This window comes from Thermus sp. KWY1 (assembly GCF_057547025.1).
Map to the genome: position 1 here is coordinate 1 of NZ_BAAJPG010000001.1, position 19,745 is coordinate 19,745.

At 65.0% G+C, this 19,745-nt stretch carries 25 protein-coding genes, 5 tRNA genes and 1 rRNA gene; 18 read left to right on the forward strand and 13 right to left on the reverse strand.

Annotated elements, in window-relative coordinates:
* Positions 1 to 86 precede the first annotated feature (86 nt).
* Positions 87 to 203 (forward strand): 5S ribosomal RNA (rrf, locus tag AC27GT_RS00005).
* An 11-nt stretch (positions 204 to 214) separates the two neighbouring features.
* Positions 215 to 290: transfer RNA gene (locus AC27GT_RS00010), tRNA-Gly, on the forward strand.
* 32 nt (positions 291 to 322) lie between these two features.
* Here the strand turns inward: AC27GT_RS00010 and AC27GT_RS00015 are convergent.
* The 7 genes from AC27GT_RS00015 to pgeF are packed head-to-tail and all read right to left on the reverse strand — an operon-like array spanning position 323 to position 8,401.
* Positions 323 to 952, reverse strand: a complete 630-nt coding sequence (locus AC27GT_RS00015; RefSeq protein ID WP_015716085.1) for a histidine phosphatase family protein — start codon at positions 950 to 952, stop codon at positions 323 to 325.
* Positions 949 to 1,950 (reverse strand): phosphoribosylformylglycinamidine cyclo-ligase, encoded by a 1,002-nt coding sequence (purM, locus tag AC27GT_RS00020; protein WP_487223367.1) that lies wholly within the window; start codon positions 1,948 to 1,950, stop codon positions 949 to 951. Before purM ends, AC27GT_RS00015 begins: the two co-directional genes overlap by 4 nt.
* Positions 1,951 to 1,955: 5 nt before the next feature.
* Positions 1,956 to 3,365, reverse strand: coding sequence for an Asp-tRNA(Asn)/Glu-tRNA(Gln) amidotransferase subunit GatB (gene gatB / locus AC27GT_RS00025; protein WP_015716087.1), 1,410 nt, complete (start codon positions 3,363 to 3,365; stop codon positions 1,956 to 1,958).
* Between the two features lie 30 nt (positions 3,366 to 3,395).
* A complete protein-coding gene (locus tag AC27GT_RS00030) occupies positions 3,396 to 4,484 on the reverse strand; it encodes a type IV pilus twitching motility protein PilT (RefSeq protein WP_015716088.1) in 1,089 nt (362 codons plus the stop codon).
* Between the two features lie 11 nt (positions 4,485 to 4,495).
* Positions 4,496 to 7,162: a type IV pilus assembly ATPase PilB gene (pilB, locus tag AC27GT_RS00035; RefSeq protein ID WP_487223322.1), complete on the reverse strand. Its 2,667-nt coding sequence runs from the start codon at positions 7,160 to 7,162 to the stop codon at positions 4,496 to 4,498.
* Entirely contained in the window at positions 7,159 to 7,641 is a 483-nt protein-coding gene (locus AC27GT_RS00040; RefSeq protein ID WP_487223323.1) for a YqeG family HAD IIIA-type phosphatase, read from the reverse strand. Before AC27GT_RS00040 ends, pilB begins: the two co-directional genes overlap by 4 nt.
* Before the next feature lie 34 nt (positions 7,642 to 7,675).
* Complete coding sequence (gene pgeF / locus AC27GT_RS00045; protein WP_273107047.1) at positions 7,676 to 8,401, reverse strand: peptidoglycan editing factor PgeF; 726 nt, start codon at positions 8,399 to 8,401, stop codon at positions 7,676 to 7,678.
* A gap of 79 nt (positions 8,402 to 8,480) precedes the next feature.
* Between pgeF and AC27GT_RS00050 the strand changes: the two genes are divergently transcribed.
* A complete protein-coding gene (locus tag AC27GT_RS00050) occupies positions 8,481 to 8,885 on the forward strand; it encodes a DUF4395 family protein (protein ID WP_487223324.1) in 405 nt (134 codons plus the stop codon).
* On the opposite strand, the gene ribH is transcribed toward AC27GT_RS00050, so the two are convergent.
* Positions 8,872 to 9,345 carry a 6,7-dimethyl-8-ribityllumazine synthase gene (ribH, locus tag AC27GT_RS00055; RefSeq protein ID WP_015716093.1) on the reverse strand — a complete coding sequence of 158 codons (474 nt, stop codon included), beginning with the start codon at positions 9,343 to 9,345 and terminating at the stop codon, positions 8,872 to 8,874. The genes AC27GT_RS00050 and ribH overlap by 14 nt on opposite strands.
* Before the next feature lie 20 nt (positions 9,346 to 9,365).
* On the opposite strand from ribH, the gene crcB reads away from it, so the two are divergent.
* Genes crcB through AC27GT_RS00075 form a run of 4 tightly spaced genes read left to right on the forward strand, consistent with a single transcriptional unit; the run spans position 9,366 to position 11,005 of the window.
* Positions 9,366 to 9,743 (forward strand): fluoride efflux transporter CrcB, encoded by a 378-nt coding sequence (crcB, locus tag AC27GT_RS00060; RefSeq protein ID WP_038029344.1) that lies wholly within the window; start codon positions 9,366 to 9,368, stop codon positions 9,741 to 9,743.
* Positions 9,744 to 9,747: 4 nt separating this feature from the next.
* A complete protein-coding gene (locus tag AC27GT_RS00065) occupies positions 9,748 to 10,080 on the forward strand; it encodes a DUF190 domain-containing protein (protein WP_015716095.1) in 333 nt (110 codons plus the stop codon).
* A gap of 44 nt (positions 10,081 to 10,124) precedes the next feature.
* A complete protein-coding gene (locus AC27GT_RS00070) occupies positions 10,125 to 10,739 on the forward strand; it encodes a sulfite oxidase-like oxidoreductase (RefSeq protein WP_015716096.1) in 615 nt (204 codons plus the stop codon).
* Positions 10,736 to 11,005, forward strand: a complete 270-nt coding sequence (locus AC27GT_RS00075) for a hypothetical protein (protein WP_015716097.1) — start codon at positions 10,736 to 10,738, stop codon at positions 11,003 to 11,005. The genes AC27GT_RS00070 and AC27GT_RS00075 overlap by 4 nt, the downstream gene beginning before the upstream one ends.
* Here the strand turns inward: AC27GT_RS00075 and AC27GT_RS00080 are convergent.
* From AC27GT_RS00080 to AC27GT_RS00095, 4 genes are read right to left on the reverse strand one after another with little or no spacing between them, the layout of a single operon-like run.
* A complete protein-coding gene (locus AC27GT_RS00080; RefSeq protein ID WP_041437982.1) occupies positions 10,981 to 11,784 on the reverse strand; it encodes a histidinol-phosphatase HisJ family protein in 804 nt (267 codons plus the stop codon). The genes AC27GT_RS00075 and AC27GT_RS00080 overlap by 25 nt on opposite strands.
* On the reverse strand, positions 11,774 to 12,391 hold the full coding sequence (locus tag AC27GT_RS00085; RefSeq protein WP_015716099.1) for a hypothetical protein: 618 nt from the start codon (positions 12,389 to 12,391) through the stop codon (positions 11,774 to 11,776). The genes AC27GT_RS00080 and AC27GT_RS00085 overlap by 11 nt, the downstream gene beginning before the upstream one ends.
* The gene (locus AC27GT_RS00090; protein ID WP_015716100.1) at positions 12,373 to 12,924 is read right to left on the reverse strand and encodes a DNA-3-methyladenine glycosylase family protein; all 552 of its coding nucleotides are present in this window, start codon (positions 12,922 to 12,924) and stop codon (positions 12,373 to 12,375) included. Before AC27GT_RS00090 ends, AC27GT_RS00085 begins: the two co-directional genes overlap by 19 nt.
* A complete protein-coding gene (locus AC27GT_RS00095; RefSeq protein ID WP_054391654.1) occupies positions 12,917 to 13,507 on the reverse strand; it encodes a nicotinamidase in 591 nt (196 codons plus the stop codon). The genes AC27GT_RS00090 and AC27GT_RS00095 overlap by 8 nt, the downstream gene beginning before the upstream one ends.
* Positions 13,508 to 13,560: 53 nt before the next feature.
* Here AC27GT_RS00095 and metF point away from each other — a divergent pair, with 53 nt between their 5' ends.
* Positions 13,561 to 14,442 carry a methylenetetrahydrofolate reductase [NAD(P)H] gene (gene metF / locus AC27GT_RS00100; protein ID WP_054391655.1) on the forward strand — a complete coding sequence of 294 codons (882 nt, stop codon included), beginning with the start codon at positions 13,561 to 13,563 and terminating at the stop codon, positions 14,440 to 14,442.
* Here the strand turns inward: metF and AC27GT_RS00105 are convergent.
* A complete protein-coding gene (locus AC27GT_RS00105; protein ID WP_054391656.1) occupies positions 14,439 to 15,734 on the reverse strand; it encodes an MBL fold metallo-hydrolase in 1,296 nt (431 codons plus the stop codon). The genes metF and AC27GT_RS00105 overlap by 4 nt on opposite strands.
* Positions 15,735 to 15,804: 70 nt before the next feature.
* Between AC27GT_RS00105 and AC27GT_RS00110 the strand changes: the two genes are divergently transcribed.
* From AC27GT_RS00110 to rplA, 10 genes are all read left to right on the forward strand, one after another.
* Positions 15,805 to 15,880, forward strand: a tRNA-Thr gene (locus AC27GT_RS00110).
* Positions 15,881 to 15,889: 9 nt separating this feature from the next.
* Positions 15,890 to 15,975 (forward strand) — tRNA-Tyr (locus AC27GT_RS00115).
* A 24-nt stretch (positions 15,976 to 15,999) separates the two neighbouring features.
* Positions 16,000 to 16,075 (forward strand) — tRNA-Gly (locus AC27GT_RS00120).
* Positions 16,076 to 16,078: 3 nt separating this feature from the next.
* Positions 16,079 to 16,154: transfer RNA gene (locus tag AC27GT_RS00125), tRNA-Thr, on the forward strand.
* Between the two features lie 67 nt (positions 16,155 to 16,221).
* Complete coding sequence (tuf, locus tag AC27GT_RS00130; RefSeq protein ID WP_015716104.1) at positions 16,222 to 17,442, forward strand: elongation factor Tu; 1,221 nt, start codon at positions 16,222 to 16,224, stop codon at positions 17,440 to 17,442.
* 43 nt (positions 17,443 to 17,485) lie between these two features.
* Positions 17,486 to 17,650: a 50S ribosomal protein L33 gene (rpmG, locus tag AC27GT_RS00135; protein WP_015716105.1), complete on the forward strand. Its 165-nt coding sequence runs from the start codon at positions 17,486 to 17,488 to the stop codon at positions 17,648 to 17,650.
* Positions 17,650 to 17,832 (forward strand): preprotein translocase subunit SecE, encoded by a 183-nt coding sequence (gene secE, locus AC27GT_RS00140; protein ID WP_015716106.1) that lies wholly within the window; start codon positions 17,650 to 17,652, stop codon positions 17,830 to 17,832. Before rpmG ends, secE begins: the two co-directional genes overlap by 1 nt.
* A complete protein-coding gene (nusG, locus tag AC27GT_RS00145; RefSeq protein ID WP_038029241.1) occupies positions 17,829 to 18,383 on the forward strand; it encodes a transcription termination/antitermination protein NusG in 555 nt (184 codons plus the stop codon). The genes secE and nusG overlap by 4 nt, the downstream gene beginning before the upstream one ends.
* A 44-nt stretch (positions 18,384 to 18,427) precedes the next feature.
* Positions 18,428 to 18,871: a 50S ribosomal protein L11 gene (gene rplK / locus AC27GT_RS00150; protein ID WP_038029242.1), complete on the forward strand. Its 444-nt coding sequence runs from the start codon at positions 18,428 to 18,430 to the stop codon at positions 18,869 to 18,871.
* A complete protein-coding gene (rplA, locus tag AC27GT_RS00155; RefSeq protein ID WP_126217045.1) occupies positions 18,864 to 19,553 on the forward strand; it encodes a 50S ribosomal protein L1 in 690 nt (229 codons plus the stop codon). Before rplK ends, rplA begins: the two co-directional genes overlap by 8 nt.
* Positions 19,554 to 19,745: the final 192 nt, after the last annotated feature.

The window sequence follows — 19,745 nt, forward strand, 5'->3', positions numbered from 1 at the left end:
CCCTTTTTGCCCTGATGACCACCCCAGCCTGGATCCCCTGCCGCCCGAAGGCGGCGTGGGATTTTGAAAAGCAAAACACGAGAATCCCCCGTGCCCATAGCGGCGTGGAACCACCCGTTCCCATTCCGAACACGGAAGTGAAACGCGCCAGCGCCGATGGTACTGGGACCGCAGGGTCCTGGGAGAGTAGGTCGGTGCGGGGGATTTTTTCCATGCGGGAGTAGCTCAGTTGGTAGAGCACGACCTTGCCAAGGTCGGGGTCGCGGGTTCAAGTCCCGTCTCCCGCTCCACACCAACCCCCAGGCTTATGCCTGGGGGTTTTTCATTTGACGCTTTCGTCGGAGAGCCAGTCGGCCCAGGTTTCCAAATGGGCGCTATCGGAAACGGCGAGGACCTCCCGCTCGGGCAGAAGGATCCGGGTGATGGAGGTGTTGGGGATGTGGAAGCGCCGCCAGGCGTCGCCCTCGAGGTCCAGGGCCATCTTCAAGGCGGCGCGGATCACGCCCCCATGGGTCACCAGGAGGTGCCGGCCAGCTGGGAGGGTTTCGAGGAATGCCTCCAGGCGCCGGGCTAAGTCCGCCATGCTTTCCCCACCAGGGCGGGGGGTATGCCAGGGATCCCTTTGGGCAGCCCGGATGAACTCGGGGTACCGGGCCTCCGCTTCCTCCCGGCTCAGGCCGGCCAGGGCACCCACGTCGATTTCCCGCAAAAGGGGGGTGGTTTCCAAGGGAAGGCCCAGCACCGCCGCCAGGGGCTCAGCGGTTTCCCGGGCCCGGCGGAGGTCGGAGGCGTAAAGCCCGTGAAAGGGAAGCTGGCTTCGGGAAAGGCGCTGGGCCAGGCGGAAGGCCTGGCCGATCCCCGCAGGGGAGAGGGGTACATCCAGGTGGCCCTGGAAGCGCTTCTTGACGTTCCACTCGGTTTCCCCGTGGCGGATGAGCCAGAGCTCTTTCATACCAGCCGAACCCCGGAGCCTGCCACTACCCGTCCCACCGGGAAGCTTTCCACCAGGTCCTGGGCCCTCTGGGCCTCCTTTTCCGGCAGGACCAGGATCAGCCCAAGGCCCATGTTGAAGACCCGGTACATCTCCTCCTCCGGTATGTTTCCCAGGCGTTGCAGGTAGGGGAAGATGGGGGGAATGGGCCAGCTTCCCTTTCGGATCTCCGCTCCCAGGCCCTCGGGAAGAGCCCGGGGCAGGTTTTCCGGGAGGCCGCCCCCGGTGATGTGGGCGATGGCGTGGATCCTCACCCCAGCTTCCCTAAGCGTTAGGAACTCCTTGAGGTAAGCCCGGTGGGGGCGGAGGAGGGCTTCTTTTAGGCTTTCCCCAAGCTCGGGTACAGGCGCCTCGAGGTCCAGCCCCTCCACCACCTTCCGGATCAGGGAGTAGCCGTTGGTGTGGGGGCCGGAGGAGGGAAGGGCCAGGAGGAGATCCCCTTCCCGGACCCTTTCCGGGCCCAGGATCTCCTCCTTCTCCACCACACCCACCAGGGTGCCCACCACATCCCAGGCCCCTTCCCGGTAGACCCCGGGCATCTCGGCGGTTTCCCCGCCCAGAAGGGGAATGCCCAGGGCCTTGCAAGCCTCGGCCAGGGAGGTGAGGAGCGCGGAGAGCACCTCCTCCTCCAGGCGGCTTGCCGCCAGGTAGTCCATGAAGAAGAGGGGCAGGGCCCCCTGGGCCAGGAGGTCGTTCACGGAGTGGTTCACCAGGTCAAAGCCCAGCCCGGACACATTGCCCACCTGGAGGGCCAAGAGGGTCTTGGTGCCCACCCCGTCCGTGGTGGCCACCAGGACGGGCTCCTTCATTTCCTTTAGCCCCCCGGCGTCGAAAAGCCCCCCAAAGGCTCCAAGCCCCCGTAACACCCTGGGGGTATAGGTGGCGGCAATGGCCTCCTTGGCCCTTTTCAGGGCTTCCGCCTTGGCCTCGATGTGCACCCCGGCTTCCTCGTAACGCATCGGCCTCATCCTACCCCAAGGGCCTCGAGGAGAAGCCTTCGCACCAGATCGGGCTTGGCCTGGCCCTTGGTCCTCCGCATCACCTGGCCCAAAAGGGCGTCCAGGGCTTTGAGCTTCCCCTGGCGCACGCTTTCTGCCGCCTCGGGCATGGCGGCGATCACCTCGGTCACCACGGCCCTCAAGGCTCCCTCGTCCGCCACCACCCTTAGGCCCCGCTCCCGCACCAGGGCCTCGGGATCCTTGCCCTCCAGCACTTCGGGCAGAAGCTCCTTGACCACCCGGCTGGTGATCTCCCCCCGCTCAAAGAGGGCCACCAGGCGGGCGAGGCCTTCCGGGGTAAGGCGGGTCTGCTCCAGGGTAAGCCCCCGCTCGTTCAAGAGCCCGGCCACGTCCGCCAGAAGCCAGTTGGCCAGGGCCTGGGGGGAGGCTTGGCCCAGGCTTAGGGCTTGGTCCAGGAAGCGGGCCAGGGAAGGGGTGTAGGCCAGGACCTCGGCGTCCTGGGTCTTGATCCCCAGGGCCTGGTAGCGCCCTTCCTTTTCCCAGGGGAGTTCGGGGAGGTCTTGCCGGATGGCCTCCAGCCACTCCCGGGAAATGGGCACCGGGGGGATGTCGGGCTCGGGGAAATAGCGGTAGTCCGCCTCCTCCTCCTTGGTGCGCATGGGGTAGGTCTTGCCGCTTCCCTCCTCAAAGCCCATGGTGGCCTGTTTGACCCTCTCCCCCCGCCTCAGGATCTCGGTTTGGCGGCGGATCTCGTACTCCAGGGCCCGCTGCACGCTCTTAAAGGAGTTCAGGTTTTTGATCTCTACCTTGGTGCCCAAAGGCTCCCCCGCGCGGCGCACGGAAACGTTCACGTCGGCCCTCATTTTCCCTTCCTCGGGGCTGGCCTCGGAGATGCCTAGGGTCTGGACCAAGGCTTGGATGCGTTGCAGGAAAAGCCGGGCTTCCTCGGGGCTTTTGAGGTCGGGTTCGGTGACGAGCTCGATCAAGGGGCTTCCCGCCCGGTTCAGGTCCAGAAGGGTGCGGTCCTCCAGGTGGAGGCTTTTCCCGGCATCCTCCTCCAGGTGGAGGCGCTTGATGCGCACGGTCCTTTCCCCCAAGGGGAGGCTACCTCCCTGGCCCAGGGGGAGGTCATACTGGCTGATCTGGTAGTTCTTGGGCAGGTCGGGGTAGAAGTAGTTCTTGCGATGGAAGACCAGCCTCTCCGGAATCCGGCTTCCCAGGGCCAGGGCCAGCCTGAGCCCGAACTCCACCGCCTTCTTGTTGGGCACGGGCAGGGCCCCGGGTAACCCCAGGCACACGGGGCAGGTGTGGGTGTTGGGCGGGGCGCCGAAATAATCGGCCTGGCACCCGCAGAAGGCCTTGGTCCGGGTCTTTAAGTGCAGGTGGACCTCGAGGCCGATGGCCGCCTCGTACATGGCCTAAAGTTTACCAAGCCCCCTGGGTACTTAAGGGCGCTTGCTCCCCTCCTGCACCCCGGCCAGGCGCATGAACTCCTTGGGGTCCACCGCCCGGCTCAAGCCCATCTCGTAGGTGATCAGCTTGCGCCGGTAGAGATCCGCCAGGCAGGCATCCATGGTGATCATCCCGTACTGGCCCCCGGTCTGGATGACGCTCCGGAGCTGGTGGCTTTTGCCCTCCCGGATCAAGGCCCTTACCGCAGGGGTGGCGATCATGAGCTCGTAGGCCAAGACCCTTCCGCCCCCGAAGGCCTTGGGCAGAAGCTGCTGGGTGAGCACCGCCACCAGGTTGTTGGAAAGCTGCACCCGCACCTGCTCCTGCTGGTTTTCCGGGAAGACGTCGATGATGCGGTCGATGGTTTCGGGGGCGGAGTTGGTGTGCAGGGTCCCCATGACCAAGTGCCCGGTTTCCGCGGCGGTGATGGCGGCGGCGATGGTCTCGTAGTCCCGCATCTCCCCCACCAGGATCACGTCCGGGGCCTGGCGGAGAACGCTCCTAAGCGCCTTGTGGAAGCCGTGGGTATCGGAGCCGATCTCCCGCTGGTTGACGATGGCCTTTTTGTGCTTGTGGAAAAACTCTATGGGATCCTCAATGGTCACGATGTGCACGGGCTTGCGTTCGTTGATGTAGTCGATCATGGAGGCCAGGGTGGTGCTCTTCCCCGACCCGGTGGGCCCCGTGACCAGGACCAGGCCCCTTGGGGCCATGGCGATCTCGGCGATGTTCTTGGGCAGGCCCAGCTCCTCAAAGCTCTTGATGGTGGCGGGCACCACCCTCAAGACCCCTCCCACGCTTCCCCGTTGCAGGAAGACGTTCACCCGGTAGCGCCCTTTTCCCGGGAGGCTGAAGGAGAAGTCCAGCTCCTTTTCCTCCTCAAAGATCCGCTGCTGCTTCTCGTCCATGAGGGCGTACATCAGCCGGCGGGTGTCCTGGGGGGAGAGGGTTTCGTACTCCGTGGGGTGGAACTCCCCGTCCACCTTGATCATGGGGGGAAGGCCCACGGTGATCACCAAATCGCTGGCCCCCCGATCCGCCGCCAGGGTCAGAAGATCCACGATATCCGGTGCTTTGGCCATAGTTCACTCCTTTACTCAATGGTACGTGCCAGGACCTCCTCGAGGGTGGTGATTCCCTGGAAGGCCTTGTAGATGCCGTCCTCCCGCAGGGTTTTCATACCCTTTTTCCTGGCGATCTCCTTGATCTCCGTGGCCGACTTGCCGGCCACGATGGCGTGGCGGATCTCGTCGTCCACCACCAGTAGCTCGTGGATGGCGTAGCGTCCCTTGTACCCGGTACCGCCACAACGCTCGCACCCCATGCCCCTAAAGAGCTTGGCCCCCTGGAGCTCCTTTTCGCTCAGGCCCAGGCGGTGCAGGACCTCGGGATCGGGCTTCACCTCCACCTTGCAGTGGTCGCAGATCCTTCGCACCAGGCGCTGGGAAAGGACCCCGATGAGGGCGGCGGAGATATTGAAAAGCTCCACCCCCATCTCGTCCAGGCGGGTGATGGCCTGGGCGGCGTCGTTGGTGTGCAGGGTGGCGATGACCAGGTGGCCGGTGAGGGCGGCCTCGGTGGCGATCTTGGCGGTTTCCGAGTCCCGGATCTCTCCCACCATGATGATGTCCGGGTCCTGCCTGAGGAAGGCCCTGAGGGCCCGGGCAAAGGTGAGGCCCGCCTGGGGGTTCACCTGGGTCTGGTTGATGCCGGGGATCTCGTACTCCACGGGATCCTCGATGGTCTGGGTGTTCTTGTCTGGGGTGGCGATGCGCTTGAGGATGGAGAAGGTGGTGAAGCTTTTGCCGCTTCCGGTGGGCCCGGTGATGAGGAAGATGCCGTAGGGCTTGGAGATCACCTCCTGGAAGCGCTCAAAGACCCCGGGAGCGAAGCCCAGGCCCTCGATCTCGGGGATGTCGGCGGCCTTCTTCAAAAGGCGCATCACCGCCTTTTCCCCGTAGACCGTGGGCAGGGTGGAGAGGCGGAGGTCCACGTCGATGGCCCCTTCCCGGTAGCGCACCCGCCCGTCCTGGGGCAGGCGCCTTTCGGCGATGTTGAGGCCGCCCATGATCTTGACCACGCTGATGATGGAGTTTAGGGCCCCCTTGGGCAGGGTGGTGTACTGGCGCAGGGTGCCGTCGATGCGGAGGCGCACCAGCACATCGGACTGCCGGGGTTCTATGTGGATGTCGGAGGCATCCTGCAGGTAGGCTTCCCGGATCACCTGCTTGACGAACTTCTGGGCGGCGCTTTCGTCCAGCTCGGGGGCGACGGCCTCCTCCTCCTGGTAGCCCTTGGAAAGTTCCTTGGCGATCTCGCCCAGTTCCTCCTTGCCGTAGAAGCGCTCGATGAGCTTGGTGATGGCGGCCTCCGTGGCCACGGCGGGCTGAACCTCGTAGGCCAGGCCCTTGCGCTTCAGGGCCAGGCGCACGTCGTCCAGGGCCAGGATGTTCCTGGGATCCTTCATGAGGAGGACCAGGGTCTTGCCCTCCAGGTGGTGGGGGAAGACCCCGTACCGCCGGGCCAGGTCCTCGGGGAGGAGGAGGGCGGCCCCGGGGTCCGGGGGGTTCTCCTCGGGGTTGATGTAGGTGTAGCCCAGCTGGGCAGCCACCGCCTGGGCCAGGGCCTCGGGTTTGAGTTTGCCCGAGGCCACCAAGGTGTCCTCGAGGCGGCCCCCACCCTGGCGTTGCTTCTTCAGGGCTTCCTCCACGTCCTCGGGCCGGGCCAGGCCCAGCTCCACCAGGATCTCCCCCAGGGGCTTGGCCTTGGGCAGGCGCCTTTGCACCTCGAGGGCTTCCCTTAACTCCTCCCGGCTTAGGCGCCCCTCCTGGACCAGGACCTCCCCCAGGCGGCTTTTTTCCGGATAGGCCTGGTGGAAAAGGGCTTCCCACTCCTTGGGAAGGGTGAGGAGGAAGCGGGCGGGGCGCCCAAGGAGCTCCGCCACCGCCTCCTTGTGCCGGGGATCGGCGAGGACCACCTCCACCTCCCCGTTGTTGAACCCCACGGGCACGGCGCTATAGCGCAGGGCATCCGAGCGCAGGAGAAGGTTGGTGGCGGCGGGGTCGGGGGATAGGCCCCGGGTGGAGGGGAGAAACTCCATTCCCTTCTGCTCGGCCAAAACCCGGTAGAGGACTTCCTCGGGTAGCCCCTTGCGCACCAGGATGCGGCCCAGGAGATCCCCGGTCTTTTCCTGCTCCACCAGGGCTTCCTCCAGGGTGTTCCGGTCCAGGAGGCCCTTTTCCACCAGAAGCTCGCCCACCTTGAGCTCCTCCCGGCTGGGGCCGCTGGGGGGAGGGGGTAGGGGCAGGTTGAGCTCGGGGTAGTTCTTGGCCAGGGCGTAGAGGAAGGCGCTTTTGGTGGCCTGGTAGGGTTCCACCACCATCCCGGTGAGGTCCTCCACCTCCTCGAGGGCCAAGGTGTCCAGGGGGTTCACGAAGGCCACCCGCACCACTCCTGCCTCCTCGTCCAGGGCGAAGGGGATGGCCTGGAGTTCCTTGGCCTTCTCCGCCGGCAGGAGGGCCTTCACCTTGGGAGGGATCTCCAGGGTGTGAAGCTCCACCAGGGGGATGCCGAAGTGGTCCTCGATGGCCTGAGCGATCCGCCGTTCCGAAAGCAGCCCCGAGTCCACGATGACCTCGGCCAAGGAACCCCCCACCTCCCGGTGCTTCTCCAGGGCCATCTGCAGCTCCTCGTCGGTGAGGAGGCCGGCATCCAATAGGATGGCACCTAGCCGTTTGTCCCCGATGGTGAGCACGCTCATCCCAATCCTCCCCGTGGTCTTCTGAATGGAGTCTCCAGCATCCGTATGAAACGGGTGTAAAAGAATTCCCTTTCCCGCAAGGGGGGTACCAAAACAGTATAGGCTCCCACCAGGTTGCCCCCAAGGACATCGGTGAAGATCTGGTCCCCCACCACCGCCACCTCCTGGGGAGGAAGCCCCAGGGCCTTCAGGGCCCTTTGAAATCCAAGCCAGGGTTTGAGGGCTGGGGCGTGGCCGGGAAGGCCAAGCCTTCCTTGGATCCGGGCGAAGCGGTCGGGGAGGGCGTTGGAGAGGAGGTAGACGGGAACCTCGGCCTTTAAGGCCTCCAGCCAGGCTTGGTGCTCGGGCAAGGGTTCCTCCTCCCCGTAGGGCAAAAGGGTGTTGTCCAGGTCCAGGATCACCCCCTTTAGGCCCCGTTCCTCGAGCCACTTCGGGGTTAGGTGGAGGAGGGAGGGCAGGACCGCCCGGGGGAAGAGCATAGCCTTATTGTGGCACGGCGGGGTGAACAGGCCCTTAACGGGGGAGCATGACGAGTCCCCACATCCGTCCCGTCTTCCCCTGGTCGCGGCGGTGGGAGAAGAGGGTGGGTTCGCAGTGGGTGCATAGGCCTACCCGGTAGATCCTTTCCCGGGAAAGCCCGGCCCTTTCCGCCTGAAGGAGGAGGGCCCTTTCCAGATCCAGAAGGTACTTGCCCGGGGCTTTGGGGTCCGGGGTAAAGGTATGGAGGCCCGCTTGGGCAAACCGCTCCGCCACTTCTTCTCCCACCTGGTAGCACCGGCCTCCGATGCCGGGGCCGATGGCCAGGTGGACCTCCTTGGGATCCAGGCCCAGGCTTTCCAGCTGCTCCAAGGCCCGGGGGAGGATCCCTCCCACCACTCCCCGCCAGCCTGCATGGAGGGCCGCCACCGCCCCTTCGGGGTGGTAAAGCAGAAGGGGGTAGCAGTCCGCCACCCCCACCCTGAGGAGGAGGCCAGGGGTGCGGGTGAGGAGGCCATCCCCCTCCCAAACTCCTGGGCCTTCCACCCGGTGGATCTCCGTGCCGTGCACCTGCTTGAGCCCGGCCACGGGAGGATGGCCGAATCGGGAGAGGACCCGCCTTTGGTTCTCGGCCACCCGTTCGGGGTCGTCCCCGGTGGCCGCGGAGAGGTTCAGGCTCTGAAAGGGTCCTTGGGAAACCCCGCCCAGGCGGGTGGTGAAGCCATGGGGCACGGGCAGGGGTGTGGTGAGGAGGGGAACCATGTCCCTATTGTGCCCTGGGGTTCCGCAAAGCGTGCCTTTACCCCTATTCTTCACAGGCTCAGGTGTATACTATAACCCCATGAAGACGGACCGGAACCAGCTCCGCTTCAACCAGGTTCTCCTCACCCTTCTTCTCCCCCTGGCGGCGCTTTTGGACCTGCCCCTTCTGGTCTATCTCCTTTTCCTCCTCATGGTAAGCCAGCACACCCCCTGGGATCTGATGGTGGCCCTGAAGCGGGCCCTGGGCATCCCGGCCAGGCTGGTGGAGGAGGACCCCAGGCCTCACCGCTTCGCCCGCACCTTGGGGGCGGTGTTTTTGGGGCTTTCCTCCCTCTTCCTTCTTCTTGGGCTCAAGGGGGTGGGGTACGCCTTGGCCCTGGTGGTGGCCCTACTGGCCTTCGTCAACCTGGCCTTCGGCTTCTGCCTGGGTTGCTTCCTCTACCTGCACCTGCGTTACGCCCGGGCCCTTATCACCGGGAAATAGCCTCGAGAAGGCGCACCATCTCGATGGCGGTGAAGACCGCCTCGGCTCCCTTGTTCCCCGCCTTGCCCCCGGCCCTTTCCTGGGCTTCCTCCGGGGTGTTGGTGGTGAGGACGCCGAAGACGATGGGTTTTTCCGTCTGAAGCATGGCCTGCATGAGGCCCGAAGCAGCCTGGGCGGCCACGTACTCGAAATGGGGGGTTTCCCCCCGCACCACGGCCCCTAAGGCCACCACCGCATCCACGTCGGGGCGCAGGGCCAGGCGCTTGGCCACCAGGGGTAGCTCAAAGGAACCCGGCACCCAGGCCACCAGAACCTCGGCGGGGTCTCCGCCCAGGCGGGCGTAGGCCTCGAGGGCCCCTTCCAGGAGGAGTTTGGTCACCCGTTCGTTGAAGCGGCCCACGGCGATGGCCAGGCGAACCCCTTTGGCGGTAAGGATGGGGGAGAGGGTCTTGGGCTTCATGGTCCCAATATACTTTGGGGGTGGAGCGGTATCTCCTGGTGGCCTTGGGCGGGGCCTTGGGCTCCGCCTTGCGCTATGGGCTTGGGGCCTGGGTACAGGCCCTTACCGGGCCCAGCTTCCCCTATAGCACCCTCTTGATCAACGCTTTGGGCAGTTTCCTCATCGGCGTGGTGATCCGTCTGTCCCTGGAGGGGGCCCTTTCCGGGGAGGGGCGCCTCTTCCTGGCGGTGGGGGTGTTGGGGGGGTTCACCACCTTCTCCACCTTTAGCTACGAGACCCTGGCCCTCATCCAGGACGGCGAGGCGTGGAGGGCTTTTTTATACGTCGTTTTCAGCGTCTTCCTGGGCCTTTTCCTGGTGCTCCTGGGCTACCGCCTGGGCGGGGCCCTGGTAGCCTAGGGGTATGAAGCTGGAAGGGGAGGCCAAGCTCCTGCGCATCTTCGTGGGGGAGTCGGACCGGCATGGGGGGAGGCCCCTCTATGAAGCCATCGTCCTCGAGGCCAAGCGCCAGGGCCTGGCCGGGGCCACGGTGTTCAAGGGCTTCATGGGCTTCGGTGCCCACTCCCGCATCCACACCGCCAAGGTGCTCCAGCTCTCCGAGGACCTTCCCGTCATGATCGAGATCGTGGACACCGAGGAGAAGATCCGGGCCTTTCTGCCCGTATTGGAGGGGATGGTGAAGGAGGGGCTGGTGACCCTGGAGAAGGTGGAGGTTATCCGCTACCGAAGCCGGTGATCCAGGGCGCTTTCTTTCCCCGGGGGCTGGTCTAGCCTAAAGGTATGGAGAGGATTCCCCCGGGCCAGGTGGTCACGGAGCGGTTCCCCATCCTCACCTATGGGGAGGAGCCGAGGGTTTCCCCCGAGGAGTGGCGGTTTTCCCTCTTCGGCCTGGTGGAGGAGCCCTTTACCCTCACCTACCCGGAGCTCCTCCGCCTGCCCCAGGTGGAGGTGGTGCGGGACTTCCACTGCGTCACCCGCTGGAGCCGCCTGGATGTGGCCTGGCGGGGGGTGCGGATGAGGGACCTTTTGCTGAGGGCCAAGCCCAAGCCCCAGGCGGTGGCCGCCTTGGTTCACAGCTACGGGGGCTACACCACCAACCTCTTCCTGGAGGACCTCCTGCGGGAGGATGTCCTCCTCGCCCATACCCTTTTCGACAAGCCCTTGCCTTTGGAGCGGGGTGGGCCGGTGCGCCTGGTGGTGCCCCACCTCTACGCCTGGAAAAGCGCCAAGTGGGTGCGGGGCATTGAGCTTCTGGACCACTTGGAGCTGGGGTTTTGGGAAAAGCTGGGCTACCACTTCCGGGGCGACCCCTGGCGGGAGGAGCGCTTTCAGGAGGGTCCCATCCCCGCCGCGAGCCTGAGGTTCCAAAGCCGGAAAGGAGGGAGGGAAGGATGACGGCTCTGGAGCAAGCCCGCCTGGATGTGGAGGAGGCCTTGCGCCGTTACTGGGAATGCGTGAAGGCGGAGGAGGAGGAGTACGCCGAGGATTACGAGCGGGTCACCTTTATGGAGTACGAGGCCCCCGCCCCTGATCCCTGCGCCGAGGCCTTTTCCCGGCTGGTGGCGGCGGTGCGGGCCTACGAGAAGGCCTCGGGGCGGCGGGATGACCTGGACCTGGGCGCGTTGAGGAACCAGGTTTACGAGGCCCTGGATAGGGGGTAGGCTTGGGCCCTGCCTCCCTGGAAGTAATGGGCCTCTTGGTATCCGAGGTTGAGGAGAAGATCCACCGCCTCCTTGAAGGCGTACCCCACCTGGGGGGGGCGGTGGGCGTCGGAGCCCAGCACCACCCCGATCCCGAGCTCCCGGGCCCGCCGTAGGAGGGCGGGGGCCGGGTAGATCTCCTGGGCCGGGTTCCGAAGCCCGGCGGTGTTCACGTCCAGGAAAAGCCCCTCCTCCGCAATGGCCCTAAGGGCGGGTTCGGCCAGCTCCACAAGGGCTTCTTCTGGAAGGCGGTGGCCGAACTTCTTGGGCAGGTCCAGGTGGCCGATGGCGTGAAAGAGGCCGCTTCTTGCCGCTTTTTCCACCTCCTGGAAGTAGGCCTGGAAGATCTCCTTCAGGTCCCGCCAGGTGTACTCCTCCTGGTGGTCGGGATGGTCCAGGGGCCAGGCCCCCAGGTAGTGGACGCTGCCGATCACGTAGTCGAAGGGGTAGCCTTTAAGCAGGGTCCGCACGAACTCCTCCGTGCCCTCGTGGAAGTCGGCTTCCAGACCGATCCCCACGTAGAGGTCTGGGTGATCCTCCCGGATTTTCTCCAGGGCCAGGAGGTAAAAGGGCAGGGCCTCGAGGCGCATGCGGCTCATGGGATCGTACCAGGAGGGCATGGGGCTGTGGTCGGTGAAGACCAGGCCCTTCAAGCCTGCTTTCCGGGTGTAAAAGAGGTACTCCCCCGGAGCCCCCTGGGCATGGCCGCAAAGAGGGGTGTGGACGTGGCTATCCACCATGTACCGATTCTATCCGAAGAAGGGTTCCCTCCCAGGTGTAGGCGACCACCCTTTGCCCCAGGGCCTGGGACAGGTCCAGGGAGAGGAAGGGATCCTCCAGGAGCCCACCTTCCAGTGGAGGGAAGGTGGTCACCTCCTGCACCAGAACGGTCAGGGCTGAGGGAAAAAGGGCGGGATAGCGTTCCAGGATGGCTTCCACCCGGAAGGCTTCAGCCCAAAGCCGCTTCACAGCGAAAAGGGCCTCCTGTGGGTTCCGGGCCAGGTGGTAGGTTCCTTCCCCTGCCCGGCGGACGAGGAAGGGTCCCTTGCCCTCGAGGGTTTCCAGGAAGGCTTCAGCCCGCTCAGGGAGGAGGTAGCTTTCCCGCACGGCCCGTTTTGCCTCCTCCGCCGCCAGCAGCAACCTTTCCTCGTCTATGCGCACGCCAAAGACCCCCTGAAAAAGCCACGCGATGCGCTCGGCCAGGTTGTTGAGGCGGGCAAACTCCTCCCAAAGCCCCACCACCCAGGTTCCCCCCACGGGGAAACCCAGCTCCTGGGCCTGCCTTAGGAGGAGAACCTCCCCCTGGCCTTCTGCCTGGGCCAAGGGGATTAGTCCAGGGTTCGCCATAGGTACCAAGCCAGGTGGCTACGGTAGGGCCGGAAGGGCTCGCCGAAGGCGGGAAGCCCCAGGGCTTCCACATCGAAGAGCGCCTTGGCTGCCCGGCGTAGACCAAGGTCCCCCACGGGCCAGACATCGGGCCGCCTCAGGCCGAACATGAGGAACATATCCACCGTCCAGGGGCCTATGCCTCGTACCTGGAGAAGCCTCTCCTTGACCGCCTCGTCCTCCAGGGAGTCCAACCCGTCCAGAAGCCCTTCCAGGCTCCTGGCGGCTAGGTCCCGAAGGGCCTGGGCCTTGGCGTGGGAGAGCCCCGCCTGGCGGAGGATAGCGGGGGATACCTGGAGGAGGGCTTCAGGATGGGGCTCTACCCTGGACCAAAGCCGGGCGCTGATGGCGGCGGCGGCTTTGCCCGAAAGCTGCTGGGCCACGATGCTTTCCGCCAGCACCTTGAAGGGTTCTTCTCGGGGTGCCGCATGGGGTAGGAAGGGGGCAGGGCCAAAGCGGCGGTAGAACTCCGCCAGGACCGGATGCTCAAACAAAGCGCACCCCTTCGGCCCGGGTCACCTTGCCCTGGTAGAGGAAGGTGACCTGGCGCAAGGCCGCCTGGAGGTCGAAGGGGGTAAGGGCGCTGGTGGCGTCCTCCGGGAGGACCACCCGGTACCAGCGAAGGGCGGCGGAGCCAGCGGTGTGGAGCACGCAGATGTTGGCCACGGTGCCCGTCACCACCACGTGCTTTACCCCCCAAAGGTGCAGGTAATGGTCCAGAGGAGTGCCGTAGAAGGCGTCGTAGCGCACCTTCTGGATGATTAGGTCCCTCGGCTCCGGGCGGAGGTCCTCCAGGATCTCTGCCCCCCAGGTGCCCGCCACCGCATGCCGGGGCCAGATCTGGAACTCGGGGTCGTCCTCCCGGTGCCAGTCCTGGGTGTAGACCACCCTTGCCCCTGCCTGCCGCGCCCTTTCCAGAAGAAGCCGGATGGCCGGAACGCTTTTGGGAGCATCGGGCACGAAAAGGGCACCTTGAGGGTGGGCGAAGTCGTTTTGCATGTCCACCACGATCAAGGCGGTTTCCCTGGCGGGAAGCTCCAGGCCTTCCACCTTGGGGATTTCCGGAACCTCTACCATACCCTTATTTTGCCACCTTGACCAGGGGGAGGGGAGGGGCTACACTCTAGCGCATGAAAATACGGGACCTCCTAAAGGCGCGCAAGGGGCCCCTTTTCTCCTTTGAGTTCTTCCCCCCCAAGACCCCGGAAGGGGAGGAGGCCCTTTTCCGCACCATGGAGGAGCTCAAGGCCTTCCGGCCCGCCTTCGTCTCCATCACCTACGGGGCCATGGGGAGCACCCGGGAAAGGAGCGTCCTCTGGGCGAAGCGGATCCTGGGCCTAAAGCTAAACGCCCTCGCCCACCTCACCGTGGCCGGGCAAAGCCGGAAGGAGGTGGCGGAGGTCCTGGACCGCTTTGTCGAGGCGGGGGTGGAGAACATCCTGGCCCTTAGGGGCGATCCTCCCCAAGGGGAACGGGCCTTTAGACCCCATCCCGAGGGGTTCCGCTACGCTTCCGAGCTGGTGGCCCATATTCGCACCCGCTACGGGGAGGGGCTCTCCGTGGGCGGGGCCGCCTACCCCGAGGGGCATCCGGAAAGCGAGAGCCTCGAGGCCGACCTGCGCCATTTCAAGGCCAAGGTGGAAGCGGGGCTGGACTTCGCCATCACCCAGCTTTTCTTCAACAACGCCCACTACTTCGGCTTCCTGGAAAGGGCCAGGAGGATGGGCATAGCAATCCCCATCCTCCCCGGCATCATGCCCATCACCAGCTACACCCAGCTCCGCCGCTTCACCGAGGTCTGCGGGGCCAGCATCCCCGGGCCCCTTCTTTCCAGGCTGGAAAGGTACCAGGAGGATCCCAAGGCCATCCTGGAGATCGGGGTGGAGCACGCCACCCGCCAGGTGGCGGAGCTTTTGGAGGCCGGGGTGGAGGGAGTGCACTTTTACACCCTAAATAAAAGCCCGGCCACCCGCATGGTTTTGGAGAGGCTCGGCTTTAAGCCCCAGCCTTAAACCCCGATGGCCTCCCCGAAGGTGGCCAGGTGGGCTGCCTGGCCCCGCTGGGCGAGAAGCCGCTGAAGCTCCCCTAGCTTCTCCTCCTCCCCGTGCACCAGGGCTACCCGGGGTTGCCCTTCCAGCCAGTCCAGAAGCTCGTCCTGCCCCGCATGCCCCGAGAAGCCGCCCAGGGTGTGGACGCTGGCCCTAAGGGGTATCTCCTGCCCCAGGAGGCGGATGCGCTCGGGCCTTTGGATGATCTCGGCTCCCAGGCCCCCTCGAGGCTGGTAGCCCACGAAGACCAGGGTGTTCTTGGGATCGGAAAGGCCGTGCTTCAGGTGGTGGAGGATCCGCCCCCCGGTGAGCATGCCGCTTCCCGCGATGATCACCATGGGGCCGGGCTCGCGGTTTAGGGCCTTGGATTCCTCCACGCTTTCCACCACCCGAAGCCCCCGGGGGCGGAAGGGATTCTTCCCCGCCAGGAAGTAGGCCTGCACCTCCTCGCTGAAGTAGCGCACCAGCCGGGGATAGAGGTCAAGGACCCGCTCGGCCATGGGGGAGTCCAGGTAGATGGGGGCCTCGGGCAGGCGGTGGCCGTTTTCGTAGAGGAGGAAGAGGATTTCCTGGGCGCGCTCCACGGCAAAGGAGGGGATGAAGACCTTGCCGCCTTGGCCCAGGGTTCGTTCCAGGATCTCCAAAAACTCCTGCACCGTGGCGGCGAAGGAGCGGTGGGGCCGGTCCCCGTAGGTGCCCTCGCAGAGGATCAGATCCGCCCTGGGAGGCAGGGAGGGGTCGGGGAGGACGGTCTTTTGCCGGTTGCCCAGGTCCCCGCTATAGACCAGGGTCTTCCCCTCCCCCTGGACCACCACGAAGGCGCTTCCCGGAAGGTGCCCTGCCTGGCCGAAGGTGAGGGTAAGGTCCCCCAGCCTGAGCCATTCCCCAAACTCCAGGAGGCGGACGTGGCGGAGGGCTTCCTCCACATCCTCCTCCTCGAAAAAGGGGGTTTCCATGACCTTTAGGGCGTCCTGGAGGATGATCTGCATCAACAAGAAGGTGGCCTGGGTGGCGTAGACCGGCCCCCTATACCCCTCCCGGAAAAGCTTGGGCAGACGGCCCACGTGATCCAGGTGGGCGTGGGTGAGGACCACGGCGTCCACCGCCTGGGGGTCAAAGCCAAAAGGGGCGTGGTTCTTCTCTTCCTCGCGCCCCTGGAACATGCCGCAATCCAGGAGGACCCTCCTGCCCTCGGCCAAGAGGAGGTGGCAGCTTCCCGTGACCTCCCGAGCGGCGCCAAAAGGTACGATGCGCATGCCTTTATCTTGACACTCACCTGTGGGTGTGCTAGCCTATTCCCTCGGACAGGGTCCTATCCCCCGTCCTGCCACCCTAGCTCAACAGGCAGAGCACCCGACTTGTAATCGGGGGGTTGGGGGTTCAACTCCCCTGGGTGGCTCCAAGCGGGCGTGGGCAGGTGCCCGAGCGGCCAAAGGGGACGGTCTGTAAAACCGTTGGCGCACGCCTTCGCTGGTTCGAATCCAGCCCTGCCCACCAAAGGTGTGCCCAGCACACCCCCATGCGGGAGTAGCTCAGTTGGTAGAGCATCGGCTTCCCAAGCCGAGGGTCGCGGGTTCGAGTCCCGTCTCCCGCTCCACGAGCTCGCGTAGCTCAGCAGGTAGAGCACACCCTTGGTAAGGGTGAGGTCGCCGGTTCGAGCCCGGCCGCGAGCTCCATCTTTTTGTCTGCCCTGGGCTTAAGGCCCCCAGGGCGGCTTTTGCGTGCAAGAAAGAAGGAGGAACCATGGCCAAGGGCGAGTTTATCCGTACGAAGCCTCACGTTAATGTGGGGACGATTGGGCACGTGGACCACGGGAAGACGACGCTGACGGCGGCTTTGACGTTTGTGGCGGCGGCGGAGAACCCGAACGTGGAGGTGAAGGACTACGGGGAGATTGACAAGGCGCCGGAGGAGCGTGCGCGGGGGATTACCATCAACACGGCGCATGTGGAATACGAGACGGCGAAGCGGCACTATTCGCACGTGGACTGCCCCGGGCACGCGGACTACATCAAGAACATGATCACGGGTGCGGCACAGATGGACGGGGCGATTCTGGTGGTGTCGGCGGCGGACGGACCGATGCCGCAGACGCGGGAGCACATTTTGCTGGCTCGCCAGGTGGGTGTGCCGTACATCGTGGTGTTCATGAACAAGGTGGACATGGTGGACGACCCGGAACTTCTGGACCTGGTGGAGATGGAGGTGCGGGACCTCCTGAACCAGTACGAATTTCCTGGGGACGAGGTTCCGGTGATTCGCGGGAGCGCGCTGCTGGCGCTGGAGCAGATGCACAAGAACCCCCAGACGAAGCGTGGGGAGAACGAGTGGGTGGATAAGATTTGGGAGTTGTTGGACGCGATTGACGAGTACATTCCCACGCCGGTGCGGGACGTGGACAAGCCGTTCTTGATGCCGGTGGAGGACGTGTTTACGATCACGGGTCGTGGGACGGTGGCCACGGGTCGTATTGAGCGTGGGAAGGTGAAGGTTGGGGACGAGGTGGAGATTGTGGGCCTGGCTCCTGAGACGCGGAAGACGGTGGTGACGGGTGTGGAGATGCACCGTAAGACGCTGCAGGAGGGGATTGCTGGGGACAACGTGGGTTTGCTACTCCGGGGTGTAAGCCGGGAGGAAGTGGAGCGGGGCCAGGTGCTGGCGAAGCCCGGGAGCATTACGCCGCACACGAAGTTTGAGGCCTCGGTGTACATCTTGAAGAAGGAGGAGGGCGGGCGGCACACGGGGTTTTTTTCTGGGTACCGTCCGCAGTTTTACTTTCGGACGACGGATGTGACGGGGGTGGTGGAGTTGCCCTCTGGGGTGGAGATGGTGATGCCGGGGGACAACGTGACGTTTACGGTGGAGCTGATCAAGCCGGTGGCGCTGGAGGAGGGATTGCGGTTTGCCATTCGTGAGGGTGGGCGGACCGTGGGCGCCGGCGTGGTCACCAAGATCCTGGAGTAAGCTTGGGGGCGGCTAGCCGCCCCTCGAGGAAAGGAGGTGAACCATGGCCAGCGAAGTCCGCATCAAAATCCTCCTGGAGTGCACCGAGTGTAAGCGCCGCAACTACGCCACCGAGAAGAACAAGCGCAACACCACCACCAAGCTGGAGCTGAAGAAGTACTGCCCCTGGTGCGATAAGCACACGGTGCACAAGGAAGTGAAGGTCTGATGTTTACCCGGATTGTTCGCTACTTCCAGGAAGCCCGGGCCGAGCTCGCCCGGGTTACCTGGCCCACGCGGGAGCAGATCGTGGAGGGTACCCAGGCTATTCTGGTCTTCACCGTGGTGGCCATGGTGATCTTGGGATTCTACGATCTCGTCTTCCGGTTCCTGATAGGGCTTGTGCGATGAGCATTGAATGGTACGCGGTCCACACCTACGTGGGGCAGGAGGAGAAGGCCAAGGCCAACCTGGAGAAGCGGGTCAAGGCCTTCGGCATGGAGGACAAGATCTTCCAGGTGCTCATCCCCACGGAGGAGGTGGTGGAACTCCGCGAGGGGGGCAAGAAGGAGGTCGTCAAGAAGAAGCTCTTCCCCGGATACCTTTTCGTGCAGATGGACCTGGGGGACGAGGAGGAGCCCAACGAGGCCTGGGAGGTGGTGCGGGGCACCCCGGGCATCACCGGCTTCGTGGGGGCAGGGCATAAGCCGGTGCCCCTTTCCCCGGACGAGGTGCGGCACATCCTGGAGGTGTCGGGGCTTCTGGGCAAGAAGGAGGCTCCCAAGGCCCAGGTGGCCTTCCGGGAGGGGGATCAGGTCCGGGTGGTTTCCGGCCCCTTCGCCGACTTTACCGGCACCGTGACCGAGATCAACCCGGAAAAGGGCAAGGTCAAGGTCATGGTCACCATCTTCGGGCGCGAGACCCCGGTGGAGCTGGACTTCTCCCAGGTGGTCAAGGCTTAGGAGGCGTTTGCACCCCCAACTTGGGGGGAGCCTAGGAGGGAAAAATGAAGAAAATCGTTGCTGTGGTGAAGCTTCAGTTGCCGGCTGGCAAGGCCACGCCGGCACCCCCGGTGGGCCCGGCCTTGGGCCAGCACGGGGCCAACATCATGGAGTTCGTCAAGGCCTTCAATGCGGCCACCGCCAACATGGGGGACGCCATCGTCCCCGTGGAGATCACCATCTACGCCGACCGCTCCTTCACCTTCATCACCAAGACCCCGCCCGCCAGCTACCTGATCCGCAAGGCGGCGGGGCTGGAGAAGGGGGCTCATAAGCCCGGCCGGGAGAAGGTGGGCCGCATCACCTGGCAGCAGGTTCTGGAGATTGCCAAGCAGAAGATGCCCGACATGAACACCACCGACCTCGAGGCCGCCGCCCGCATGATCGCAGGGTCGGCCCGCTCCATGGGGGTGGAGGTGGTGGGCGCCCCGGAGGTGAAGGATGCCTAAGCACGGCAAGCGCTACCGGGCCCTGTTGGAAAAGGTGGACCCCACCCGGATCTACACCATCGACGAGGCCGCCCGGCTGGTGAAGGAGCTGGCCACGGCCAAGTTTGACGAGACCGTGGAGGTCCACGCCAAGCTGGGCATTGATCCCCGCAAGTCCGACCAGAACGTGCGCGGCACGGTTTCCCTCCCCCACGGCCTGGGCAAGCAGGTGCGGGTTCTGGCCATCGCCAAGGGGGAGAAGATCAAGGAGGCCGAGGAGGCCGGGGCTGACTACGTGGGCGGGGAGGAGATCATCCAGAAGATCCTGGATGGCTGGATGGACTTTGACGCCGTGGTGGCTACCCCGGACGTGATGGGGGCCGTGGGCTCCAAGCTGGGCCGGATTCTGGGTCCGAGGGGGCTTCTGCCCAACCCCAAGGCGGGCACCGTGGGCTTCAACATCGGGGAGATCATCAAGGAGATCAAGGCGGGCCGCATCGAGTTCCGCAACGACAAGACCGGGGCCATCCACGCCCCTGTGGGCAAGGCCAGCTTCCCCCCGGAGAAGATTGCCGAGAATATCCGGGCCTTCATCCGGGCCCTCGAGGCCAGCAAGCCCGAGGCGGCCAAGGGCACCTTCCTGCGCTCGGTCTACGTGACCAGCACCATGGGGCCCAGCATCCGCATCAACCCGCATTCCTGAGAGCAGCCTTCTTAGGGCCTGGCTTGACGCCAGGCCTCCTGCCTTTTAAACTCCTCTATGGCACCCCGGGCGCTACGGCGCCCAGGCCAAAGACAGCGGGGGGCTTCAGGCCTTAAACATCCCGCCGAGGCGCTTGCAGGGGGAGCGTTTCGCAGAAATCCCGAAAAGTCGGCTGGGGTTCCCCTGCCCCAA

What these genes read in the sequence shown, in the direction of transcription:
- AC27GT_RS00015 (WP_015716085.1), bottom strand. Translation starts at nt 952, where the DNA reads ATGAAAGAGCTCTGGCTCATCCGCCACGGGGAAACCGAGTGGAACGTC.
- purM (WP_487223367.1), bottom strand. Translation starts at nt 1,950, where the DNA reads ATGCGTTACGAGGAAGCCGGGGTGCACATCGAGGCCAAGGCGGAAGCC.
- gatB (WP_015716087.1), bottom strand. Translation starts at nt 3,365, where the DNA reads ATGTACGAGGCGGCCATCGGCCTCGAGGTCCACCTGCACTTAAAGACC.
- AC27GT_RS00030 (WP_015716088.1), bottom strand. Translation starts at nt 4,484, where the DNA reads ATGGCCAAAGCACCGGATATCGTGGATCTTCTGACCCTGGCGGCGGAT.
- pilB (WP_487223322.1), bottom strand. Translation starts at nt 7,162, where the DNA reads ATGAGCGTGCTCACCATCGGGGACAAACGGCTAGGTGCCATCCTATTG.
- AC27GT_RS00040 (WP_487223323.1), bottom strand. Translation starts at nt 7,641, where the DNA reads ATGCTCTTCCCCCGGGCGGTCCTGCCCTCCCTCCTCCACCTAACCCCG.
- pgeF (WP_273107047.1), bottom strand. Translation starts at nt 8,401, where the DNA reads ATGGTTCCCCTCCTCACCACACCCCTGCCCGTGCCCCATGGCTTCACC.
- AC27GT_RS00050 (WP_487223324.1), top strand. Translation starts at nt 8,481, where the DNA reads ATGAAGACGGACCGGAACCAGCTCCGCTTCAACCAGGTTCTCCTCACC.
- ribH (WP_015716093.1), bottom strand. Translation starts at nt 9,345, where the DNA reads ATGAAGCCCAAGACCCTCTCCCCCATCCTTACCGCCAAAGGGGTTCGC.
- AC27GT_RS00065 (WP_015716095.1), top strand. Translation starts at nt 9,748, where the DNA reads ATGAAGCTGGAAGGGGAGGCCAAGCTCCTGCGCATCTTCGTGGGGGAG.
- AC27GT_RS00070 (WP_015716096.1), top strand. Translation starts at nt 10,125, where the DNA reads ATGGAGAGGATTCCCCCGGGCCAGGTGGTCACGGAGCGGTTCCCCATC.
- AC27GT_RS00075 (WP_015716097.1), top strand. Translation starts at nt 10,736, where the DNA reads ATGACGGCTCTGGAGCAAGCCCGCCTGGATGTGGAGGAGGCCTTGCGC.
- AC27GT_RS00080 (WP_041437982.1), bottom strand. Translation starts at nt 11,784, where the DNA reads ATGGTGGATAGCCACGTCCACACCCCTCTTTGCGGCCATGCCCAGGGG.
- AC27GT_RS00085 (WP_015716099.1), bottom strand. Translation starts at nt 12,391, where the DNA reads ATGGCGAACCCTGGACTAATCCCCTTGGCCCAGGCAGAAGGCCAGGGG.
- AC27GT_RS00095 (WP_054391654.1), bottom strand. Translation starts at nt 13,507, where the DNA reads ATGGTAGAGGTTCCGGAAATCCCCAAGGTGGAAGGCCTGGAGCTTCCC.
- metF (WP_054391655.1), top strand. Translation starts at nt 13,561, where the DNA reads ATGAAAATACGGGACCTCCTAAAGGCGCGCAAGGGGCCCCTTTTCTCC.
- AC27GT_RS00105 (WP_054391656.1), bottom strand. Translation starts at nt 15,734, where the DNA reads ATGCGCATCGTACCTTTTGGCGCCGCTCGGGAGGTCACGGGAAGCTGC.
- tuf (WP_015716104.1), top strand. Translation starts at nt 16,222, where the DNA reads ATGGCCAAGGGCGAGTTTATCCGTACGAAGCCTCACGTTAATGTGGGG.
- rpmG (WP_015716105.1), top strand. Translation starts at nt 17,486, where the DNA reads ATGGCCAGCGAAGTCCGCATCAAAATCCTCCTGGAGTGCACCGAGTGT.
- secE (WP_015716106.1), top strand. Translation starts at nt 17,650, where the DNA reads ATGTTTACCCGGATTGTTCGCTACTTCCAGGAAGCCCGGGCCGAGCTC.
- nusG (WP_038029241.1), top strand. Translation starts at nt 17,829, where the DNA reads ATGAGCATTGAATGGTACGCGGTCCACACCTACGTGGGGCAGGAGGAG.
- rplK (WP_038029242.1), top strand. Translation starts at nt 18,428, where the DNA reads ATGAAGAAAATCGTTGCTGTGGTGAAGCTTCAGTTGCCGGCTGGCAAG.
- rplA (WP_126217045.1), top strand. Translation starts at nt 18,864, where the DNA reads ATGCCTAAGCACGGCAAGCGCTACCGGGCCCTGTTGGAAAAGGTGGAC.